Below are 9042 nucleotides of genomic sequence, written 5' to 3'. Positions count from 1 at the left end.
CTGCGCGCTCGGCGGCTTCACGCCCTACCCCGTGCTGAGTGCCCTGAAACATTTCCGGGAAGATTTTGGCCCGGCACCGGCCACGCTTCAGGCCGCGGAATAGGAGAACAACGATGTCTCTGATCGAGGAAATCGACTTCGGCACGCCGCGCTCGAAATCGGAAACGATGGTCACGCTGACCATCGACGGCAAGGAGATCTCGGTGCCCGAGGGCACCTCGATCATGCGCGCGGCGATGGAGGCGGGTCATCAGATCCCGAAGCTGTGCGCGACCGACATGGTGGATGCATTCGGCTCCTGCCGCCTCTGTCTCGTGGAGATCGAAGGCCGCGCCGGCACGCCGGCCTCCTGCACTACGCCCGCGATGAACGGCCTCGTCGTGCACACCCAGACCGAGCGGCTGAAGAAGCTGCGCAAGGGCGTGATGGAGCTCTACATCTCCGACCATCCGCTCGACTGCCTCACCTGCGGCGCGAACGGCGATTGCGAGTTGCAGGACATGGCCGGCGCCGTCGGCCTGCGCGACGTGCGCTACGGCTATAAAGGCGAGAACCACGTCTTCGCCAAGTCCAATGGCGACGTGAACCCCGCCTGGCTGCCGAAGGACGAGTCCAATCCCTACTTCACCTACGATCCCTCCAAGTGCATCGTCTGCTCGCGTTGCGTCCGCGCCTGCGAAGAGGTGCAAGGCACCTTTGCGCTGACGATCTCGGGCCGCGGCTTCGAGAGCCGTGTCTCGCCCGGCATGAGCGAAAGCTTCCTCGGCTCGGAATGCGTCTCCTGCGGCGCCTGCGTGCAGGCCTGCCCGACCGCGACGCTGACGGAAAAGTCGGTGATCGAGATCGGCCAGCCCGAGCACTCCGTCGTCACCACCTGCGCCTATTGCGGCGTCGGCTGCGCCTTCAAGGCGGAGATGCGCGGCGAGGAAGTCGTCCGCATGGTGCCGTGGAAGGACGGCAAGGCCAATCGCGGCCATTCCTGCGTCAAGGGCCGCTTCGCCTGGGGCTACACGAACCACAAGGAACGCATCCTCAAGCCGATGATCCGCGAGCGGATCGAGGACCCCTGGCGCGAGGTGTCGTGGGACGAAGCCTTCTCGTTTGCCGCGGCCAGGATGCGCGGCATCCAGACGAAATACGGCCGCGACGCCATCGGCGGTATCACCTCCTCACGCTGCACCAATGAAGAGACTTATCTGGTGCAGAAGCTGATCCGCGCCGGCTTCGGCAACAACAATGTCGACACCTGTGCCCGCGTCTGCCACTCGCCGACCGGCTATGGCCTTGCCACCACCTTCGGCACCTCCGCAGGCACGCAGGATTTCGACTCGGTCGAAGATACCGATGTCGTCGTTGTCATCGGCGCCAACCCGGCCTCCGCCCACCCCGTGTTCGCTTCCCGCCTGAAGAAGCGGCTGCGGCAGGGTGCAAAACTCATCGTGATCGATCCGCGCCGCACCGAGATGGTGGAATCGCCTCACGTGAAGGCGCTGCATCTGCCGCTAATGCCCGGCACCAACGTCGCGGTCATGACGGCGCTGGCGCATGTCATCGTCACCGAGGGGCTCGTCAACGAGGCCTTCGTGCGCGAGCGCTGCGACTGGAGCGAGTTCGAGGAATGGGCGGCGTTCGTCGCGCAGCCCAAGAACAGCCCGGAGGCGACCGCCATCCTGACCGGCGTCGATCCCAATGTGCTGCGCGAAGCGGCGCGGACCTACGCCACCGGCGGCAATGGCGCGATCTATTACGGGCTCGGCGTCACCGAGCACAGCCAGGGCTCGACCACGGTGATCGCGATCGCCAATCTCGCGATGGCGACCGGCAATATCGGCCGCCCCGGCGTCGGCGTGAACCCGCTGCGCGGCCAGAACAACGTGCAAGGCTCCTGCGACATGGGCTCGTTCCCGCACGAACTACCCGGCTATCGCCACATCTCCGGCGACGCCGTGCGCGACCAGTTCGAGGCGATGTGGAACGTCAGGCTCAATCCCGAGCCGGGCCTGCGCATTCCCAACATGTTCGATGCTGCGGTCGAAGGCACCTTCATGGGGATCTACGTGCAGGGCGAGGACATCCTGCAGTCCGATCCCAACACGTCGCACGTGGTGGCGGCGCTCTCGGCGATGGAATGCGTCATCGTCCATGACCTCTTCCTCAACGAGACCGCCAACTACGCCCATGTCTTCCTGCCCGGATCGAGCTTCCTCGAGAAGGACGGCACCTTCACCAATGCCGAGCGCCGCATCCAGCGCGTCCGCAAGGTGACGACGCCGAAGAACGGCCTTGCGGATTGGGAGGTCACCATCGGGCTTGCGAAGGCCATGGGCTTCGAGATGAACTACAAACACCCCTCCGAGATCATGGACGAGATCGCGGCGCTGACGCCGACGTTCGCCGGCGTCTCCTACGCAAGGCTCGACGAGCTCGGCTCGGTGCAGTGGCCCTGCAACGAGAAAGCGCCCGAGGGCACGCCGGTGATGCATATCGACGGCTTCGTCCGCGGCAAGGGCAAGTTCGTCGTTACCGAGTATGTCGCGACCGACGAGCGCACCGGACCGCGCTATCCGCTGCTGCTGACCACGGGGCGCATCCTCAGCCAGTACAATGTCGGCGCGCAGACCAGACGCACCGACAACGTGGTCTGGCATGCCGAGGACCGGCTGGAAATCCATCCGCACGACGCCGAGCAGCGCGGCGTGCGTGACGGCGACTGGGTGCGGCTGAAGAGCCGCGCCGGTGAGACCACGCTGCGCGCGGAAATCACCGACCGCGTCGCGCCGGGCGTGGTCTACACCACGTTCCACCATCCGGACACGCAGGCCAACGTGATCACTACCGAATATTCGGACTGGGCGACCAACTGCCCCGAATACAAGGTCACCGCCGTGCAGGTGTCACCGTCCAACGGACCGTCCGACTGGCAGAAGGCCTATGACGCGCAGGCGCGGCATTCGCGCCGTATCGCGCCCGCGGAAGCCGCGGAGTAGGCCGATGCACGTGGCGGTTCAGGCGATCGATCGGGAGAGCTGGCGCGACGGGGCGGCATCCGGCGGGACACGGCTGATCCCGGAGGAGACGCCGATCGCGCTGACCTACAATGGCGGCACCTATGCCGTCATGATGGGGACGCCGCAAAATCTCGAGGACTTCGCCGTCGGCTTCAGCCTGAGCGAAGGCATCGTGAAATCCGCCGACGACATCCAGTCGCTCGAGGTGGTTCGCCTCGATGACGGCATCGAGCTCCGGATGTGGCTGGCCTCGGAAGATGCCGGACGCATGAGCGAGCGGCGGCGCCACATCGCTGGGCCGACCGGCTGCGGCATCTGCGGCATCGAGTCGATTGCGGAAGCGGTGCGCCCCGCCGCAGTCGTGCCGCAGGGGCAAACCTTCACGCCAGAGCAGATCATGTCGGCGATGCAGGGCATTGCTCCGCTGCAAGCGATCAACATGCAGACCCGCGCCGTGCATGCCGCCGCATTCTGGTCCCCTGCCCGCGGCCTCGTCGCACTGCGCGAGGATGTCGGCCGCCATAACGCACTCGACAAGCTTGCAGGCGCGCTGGCGCGCAGCCGCACGGACGCGAGCGGCGGCATGGCGCTGCTGACGAGCCGCGTTTCCGTGGAGATGGTGCAGAAGACGGCCGCGATCGGCGCGCCGGTGATGGTGGCGGTCTCCGCGCCCACCGCGCTTGCCGTGCGCACCGCGGAAGCCGCCGGCATCACGCTGATTGCCATCGCCCGGCAGGACGGATTTGAAGTGTTCACGCATGGCAGCCGCATAGCGAGCCTTGCCACGGAGGTTGCCGATGTCGCCTGACCGCTTGATCTACATGGCCAACCAGATCGGCAAATTCTTCCAGAGCCAGGGCCATGACAAGGCCGTGCCGGGCATCGCCGAGCACATCAGGAAGTTCTGGGATCCTCGGATGAAGCGCGCGATCTTCGCGCATCTCGACGCCGGCGGCGCAGGGCTGGAGCCTGATGTCCGCCAGGCCATCGCATCGCTGAAAGAGGCTACTGCCCTTCCAACACCGCCCTGAACACGCGCCGCACCTCGCTCTGCGTCTCCTTCACGCGGGCTTCGAGCGATGAGAAATCCGGCGCGTCGCCTGCGCGCGTCATCACCCCATGCAGGTCGACGCCGGCCGTCTCCGGCTTGAAGCGGTCGCTGACGCAGAGGCGCAGAATCTGGGTCAGATCGTGGTAGAGCCGCGCTGCCGCGCGCAGGATCTCGGCCTCCGAGTGCGCCAGCACGCCGAGCCTTGCAGCGTTCTCCAGCACCTGCATGGTCGAGACATCGAGAATGTCAGGCTTGTCGTGCGCGTGGACGAGCTGGAGATATTGCGCGATGAAGTCGATATCGACCAGGCCGCCGGCGGCATATTTGAGGTCCCAATAGTCGGTCTCGCCCTTCTCCTGCGCGATCGCGCGGCGCATGTCGGCGACGTCGTTGGCAATAGTGACGGGATCGCGCCGCCGCGTCAGCACCTCGCGGATGACCGTCTCGATCCGCGCGCGAAATTCCGGCGAAGCCGAGACGACGCGGGCGCGCGTCAGCGCCATGTGCTCCCAGGTCCAGGCCTCGTGAGCCTGATAGTCGTCGAAGGAGGCGATGCTGGAAGCCACGGGCCCCGCGCGTCCCGACGGACGCAGCCGCATGTCGATCTCGTAGAGCACGCCGTAATTGGTCCGCGTCGTGAAGGCACTGATCAGACGCTGGGTGAAGCGCGCGAAATAATGCGCGCCCTGGAGCGACTTCGGTCCATCTGAATCTGGATTCTCGCCGTCGAAATCATAGAGCAGGATCAGGTCGAGATCGGAGGACGCCGTCATCTCGCGGCTGCCAAGCCGGCCCATGGCGATAATCGCAGTTTCCTGCCGCTTGATCCGGCCATGCTGGGCGGCGAAGCGATCTGCGACCAGTCCATGCACGGTGTGCACGATGCCCTCCGCGACGTCGGCGAAGGCAGTGCTCGCCTGTTGCGCGGAAACCGTTCCCGAAAGGATGCGCGTGCCGATCAGAAACAGGCTCTCCTGCCCGAACAGGCGTAGCCGGTCGAGGAACTCCTCGTAGGAATCCGCATCGCGCACCGTGGCCGCGAGCCGTGCCGACAGTTCCTGCCTGTCAGGCATCGCGCCGAAGAAGCGCGGATCGATCAGCCCGTCCATCAATTGCGGCTGGCGCGCCAGCATCTCGCCGAGCCGGGGCGCCGCGCCCAGCACCAGCGCCACGAGGGCAACGAGATCGCGGTTCTGGCTGAGCAGCGTGATCAGCCGCCCGCCGCGCTGCAGGGCTTGCAGGAAATGATCGAACGCCGCGACCGCGCGGTCCGGCTCCTCGGCATGGGCAAGCCCGTCGATCAGGGCCGGCACGAACTCGACAAAGGCGCTGCGGGTCGCCTCGTTACGGAACACGCGGTAGTCGCCGGTGATCCAGTCAAGCACGGTCTGTGCGACGGCGGCAGGCTTCTTGAAGCCGAGCGTCAACAGCTGCTGCAACAGGCGCGGATCGTCGGGACCCGCACCATAGTCGATCGCCGGCAGCTTGGCCGTACCGGTCGGATCGCCCTCGAACAGTTTTTCGTAGTGACCCTGGACGATGCCGAGCTGACGCAGGAGATCACGCGCAAAGGCCTCACGGCTGGCATAGCCGAAGAACCAGGCCAGGCGCTCCACGGCCTCCTTGTCGTCAGGCAAGGCGTGGGTCTGCTCGTCTGCGATCATCTGGAGACGATGCTCGACCCGGCGCAGGAATTGGTAAGCTTTGGTCAGTTCGTCGCGCGCCTCGAAGGTGATCCAGTTGCTGGCGGCGAGCACGTCGAGCGCAACGAGCGTCGGCCGTACCCGCAACTCCGGATGACGGCCTCCGGCGATCAACTGCTGGGTCTGGGCAAAGAACTCGATCTCGCGAATGCCGCCACGCCCGACCTTCACGTTATGGCCTTCGACCGCGACCTCACTCTGGCCGCGATAGGTCTGCATCTGCCGCTTCATGTCATGGACATCGGCGAGCGCGGCGAAGTCGAGATGCTTGCGCCAGACGAACGGCGCGATGTCGGCAAGCAGCGCCTCGCCAGCCTTCAGGTCGCCGGCACAGGCGCGGGCCTTGATCATGGCCGCACGCTCCCAGGTGCGCCCTTCCCGCTCGTAGTAATGCAGCGCGGCGTCGCGCGAGATCGCCACTTGCGTCGACGACGGATCGGGCCGCAGCCGCAGATCGACGCGGAACACGTAGCCGTCATAGGTGCGCTGTTGCAGCAGGCGCGCAAGCCCCTGCGTCACCCGCACGAAGAAGGGCTGCGGCTCGATATCGGGCGCAAGCGTCGTCGCGTCGGGATCGAAGAACACGATCAGGTCGATGTCGCTGGAATAGTTCAGCTCACCCGCGCCCATCTTGCCCATCGCCAGCACGATCAGGCCGCAGCCTTGTTCCGGAGCTTCCGGATTGGCCGACAACAGCTTGCCGCGTGCGGCGTCCTGCCGCAGCAGGAACCGGAGCGCCGTCTGGACCGAGGACACCGCGACATCGGTCAATGCCGCCGTCACCCGCATCACCGGCCAAACGCCGCCGATGTCGCAGAGCGCGATCAGCAGCGCGGCCTCCGATTTCATGCGGCGGAGTAGTCGCATCACCTCGGCTTCCTCGGTGGCGGCGAGCACGGCGCGCCTGGCGTCGTCAATCAGCGATGCCAGATGTGCATCGGGATCGCAGCCAAGCAGCCGGATCAATCGCGCCGGATCGCTGCGGATCAGGTCGAACAGATAGGGTGAGAATTCCGCTAGGCCGGCCAGGATCGGACGAACGAAGGGATGATCGAGCAGCGCCGCGATCGCAGCCGCCTGCTGCGGCTCGAGCTCCGCGAGCCAGTCACGAAGACGTTGTTCGGCGGTGGTGGAAGCGGCAACATGCGGGCCTTCCGCGAAGCGTGCGGCCAGATTCCCACCATGCTTGTCCGCGTTTCCCGGCGCGGAGAGATTCATGCCACCTTCTGTGACACATCCGGTATTGGGGGAGCAACCCTGTCGCTGGCCCCAGTGCGCGCGGGCAGGACGAGCGTGGCGATGAGGCCGGGATGGGCATCGCCCAACTTCAACTCACCGCCATGCAGCGTTGCAACCGCGGCGGCAAGGCTGAGGCCCAGGCCCGAGCCCGGCAGCGTCCGGCTCGCCTCGAGCCGCACAAAACGCTCCACGGCATGCTTGCGATCGCCTTCCGGAATTCCGGGGCCGCGATCGGTGACGCTGAGCAGCACGTGATCGCCTTCGCGCCTTGCCTCGATGAGGATCTGGCGGCTGTCCATGCTGACCACGGTTCCAGCGGACTGCGCGACCGGCTTGCCATATTTGATCGCGTTCTCGACCAGATTGGCGAGCGCCTGACTGATCAGCTCGCGGTTGCCGTGGACCGGCGTCGGCTCAGCCTTCACCTTCAACGTCATGCCGTCGTCCTCGGCGAGCGGCTCGTAGAGCTCGTGGATGCCGCCCGCGACGTCGGAGGCGTCGAAATCGTCCATGTTGCCGCGCGCCTGGCCGGATTCGGCGCGGGCGATCATCAACAGCGCATTGAAGGTGCGGATCAGCCCGTCCGATTCCTCGATGGTCCGTTCCAGTGCCGCGCGATATTCGGCCTCACTGCCCGATTTCGCCAGCGCCTCCTCGGCGCGGTTGCGCAGGCGCGTCAGCGGCGTCTTGAGATCGTGGGCGATGTTGTCGGAAACCTCCTTTAGCCCGGCCATCAGCGCCTCGATGCGCTCCAGCATGGCATTGAGGTTCTCCGCGAGCCGGTCGAGCTCGTCGCCGCTGCGCCCCACCGGCAGGCGCTCGCTGAGATCGCCTGTCATGATGCGATGCGCCGTGCCGCTCATCGCATCGATGCGCGTGAGCACGCGGCGGGCGACGAAGATTCCGCCGCCGAGGCCGAGCACGACGACGATCAGGATCGACCATTGCGCGGCCTTGGCGACGATGCCGAACAGGCGCCGCCGCTCGGCGAGGTCGCGGCCGATCAGAAGGCGGAAGCCGTTTTCCAGTTCGGTGACGCGCACGAGTGCGCGATGGTCGCGATCATCCGCATCCTCAATGCGCCGGTAGGCGGTCTCCGACCAGCCACGCGTCGCCATCACGCCCGGTGCCAGCGAGCCGACATTGCCGGCAATCGCCTGCCCCGTCGGCGTGGTCACGAGGTAGAGGTTGGCGCCCGGACGCAGCGCCCGGTATTCGATCGCAAGGACCAGGCCGCGCATGCCGCGGCGACCGTAGATCTCGTTGATCTCCGAAGTCTCCGCATTCACCGTCTGGGTAATCTCTTCGGTGATCAGCCGCCGCGTATTCCAGGCGAAATAGCCGAGCAGCGATGCGGCAAACACCGCAAACAGAAACAGGTAGACCAGCGTCAGCCGGAACGCCGTGGTGCGGATCAGCTTACCGAATGCCGTCACGGATCATGTACCCCGCGCCGCGGATCGTGTGCAGCAGCGGCCGATCGAAGCCCTTGTCGATCTTGGAGCGCAGCCGCGAGATGTGCACGTCGATCACGTTGGTTTGCGGATCGAAATGATAGTCCCAGACATTCTCCAGGAGCATGGTGCGCGTCACCACCTGTCCCGCATGCTTCATCAGATATTCGAGCAGCCGGAACTCGCGCGGCTGGAGCGTCAGCTCGTCCTTGCCGCGGGCGACGCGATGGGAGAGCCGGTCGAGCTCGAGATCGCCGACGCGATAGACCGTGTCCTCGGCGGGACCGCCGCGACGGCGCGACAGCACCTCGACGCGCGCGAGCAGCTCGGCGAACGAATACGGTTTCGGCAGATAGTCATCGCCACCCGCACGCAGGCCCTTGATGCGGTCGTCGACCTGGCCGAGCGCTGAGAGAATCAGCACCGGCGACGAATCGCCCTTTTCGCGCAGGGCGCCGATCAGCGACAGGCCGTCGCGCTTGGGCAGCATGCGGTCGACCACCAGCACGTCGTAGTCGCCGCTCTCGGCCATGGAGAGGCCTTCCTCGCCGTCAGAGGCGTGGTCGGCGATGTGACCGACTTCGCGA

Annotated in this window: 6 protein-coding genes; 3 read left to right on the top strand and 3 right to left on the bottom strand. The window is 66.0% G+C overall.

Annotated elements, in window-relative coordinates; translation table 11 throughout:
* The first annotated feature begins 113 nt into the window (after positions 1–113).
* The 3 genes from fdhF to Q2941_RS49030 are packed head-to-tail and all read left to right on the top strand — an operon-like array spanning position 114 to position 4039.
* The gene (fdhF, locus tag Q2941_RS49040; protein ID WP_458197164.1) at positions 114–2987 is read left to right on the top strand and encodes a formate dehydrogenase subunit alpha; all 2874 of its coding nucleotides are present in this window, start codon (positions 114–116) and stop codon (positions 2985–2987) included.
* A gap of 4 nt (positions 2988–2991) precedes the next feature.
* Entirely contained in the window at positions 2992–3816 is an 825-nt protein-coding gene (gene fdhD / locus Q2941_RS49035) for a formate dehydrogenase accessory sulfurtransferase FdhD (RefSeq protein ID WP_254113273.1), read from the top strand.
* On the top strand, positions 3806–4039 hold the full coding sequence (locus Q2941_RS49030; RefSeq protein WP_027521262.1) for a formate dehydrogenase subunit delta: 234 nt from the start codon (positions 3806–3808) through the stop codon (positions 4037–4039). Before fdhD ends, Q2941_RS49030 begins: the two co-directional genes overlap by 11 nt.
* On the opposite strand, the gene Q2941_RS49025 is transcribed toward Q2941_RS49030, so the two are convergent.
* The 3 genes from Q2941_RS49025 to Q2941_RS49015 form a co-directional block, all read right to left on the bottom strand.
* Complete coding sequence (locus Q2941_RS49025) at positions 4014–6980, bottom strand: bifunctional [glutamine synthetase] adenylyltransferase/[glutamine synthetase]-adenylyl-L-tyrosine phosphorylase (RefSeq protein WP_458197163.1); 2967 nt, start codon at positions 6978–6980, stop codon at positions 4014–4016. The two genes, Q2941_RS49030 and Q2941_RS49025, sit on opposite strands and share 26 nt — an antisense overlap.
* Positions 6977–8437 carry a sensor histidine kinase gene (locus Q2941_RS49020; RefSeq protein ID WP_027521264.1) on the bottom strand — a complete coding sequence of 487 codons (1461 nt, stop codon included), beginning with the start codon at positions 8435–8437 and terminating at the stop codon, positions 6977–6979. Before Q2941_RS49020 ends, Q2941_RS49025 begins: the two co-directional genes overlap by 4 nt.
* On the bottom strand, positions 8421–9042 hold a 622-nt coding region (locus Q2941_RS49015), incomplete at its 5' end, for a response regulator transcription factor (protein WP_458197162.1). The genes Q2941_RS49020 and Q2941_RS49015, both read right to left, overlap by 17 nt.

The organism is Bradyrhizobium sp. UFLA05-153 (assembly GCF_054185185.1).
The sequence above is the reverse complement of the archived record's forward strand: the minus strand, read 5'-3'. Positions and strand labels throughout refer to the sequence as shown.

Excerpts from the sequence above, each read along its gene's own strand:
- fdhF (WP_458197164.1), top strand. The coding sequence starts at position 114 with ATGTCTCTGATCGAGGAAATCGACTTCGGCACGCCGCGCTCGAAATCG.
- fdhD (WP_254113273.1), top strand. The coding sequence starts at position 2,992 with ATGCACGTGGCGGTTCAGGCGATCGATCGGGAGAGCTGGCGCGACGGG.
- Q2941_RS49030 (WP_027521262.1), top strand. The coding sequence starts at position 3,806 with ATGTCGCCTGACCGCTTGATCTACATGGCCAACCAGATCGGCAAATTC.
- Q2941_RS49025 (WP_458197163.1), bottom strand. The coding sequence starts at position 6,980 with ATGAATCTCTCCGCGCCGGGAAACGCGGACAAGCATGGTGGGAATCTG.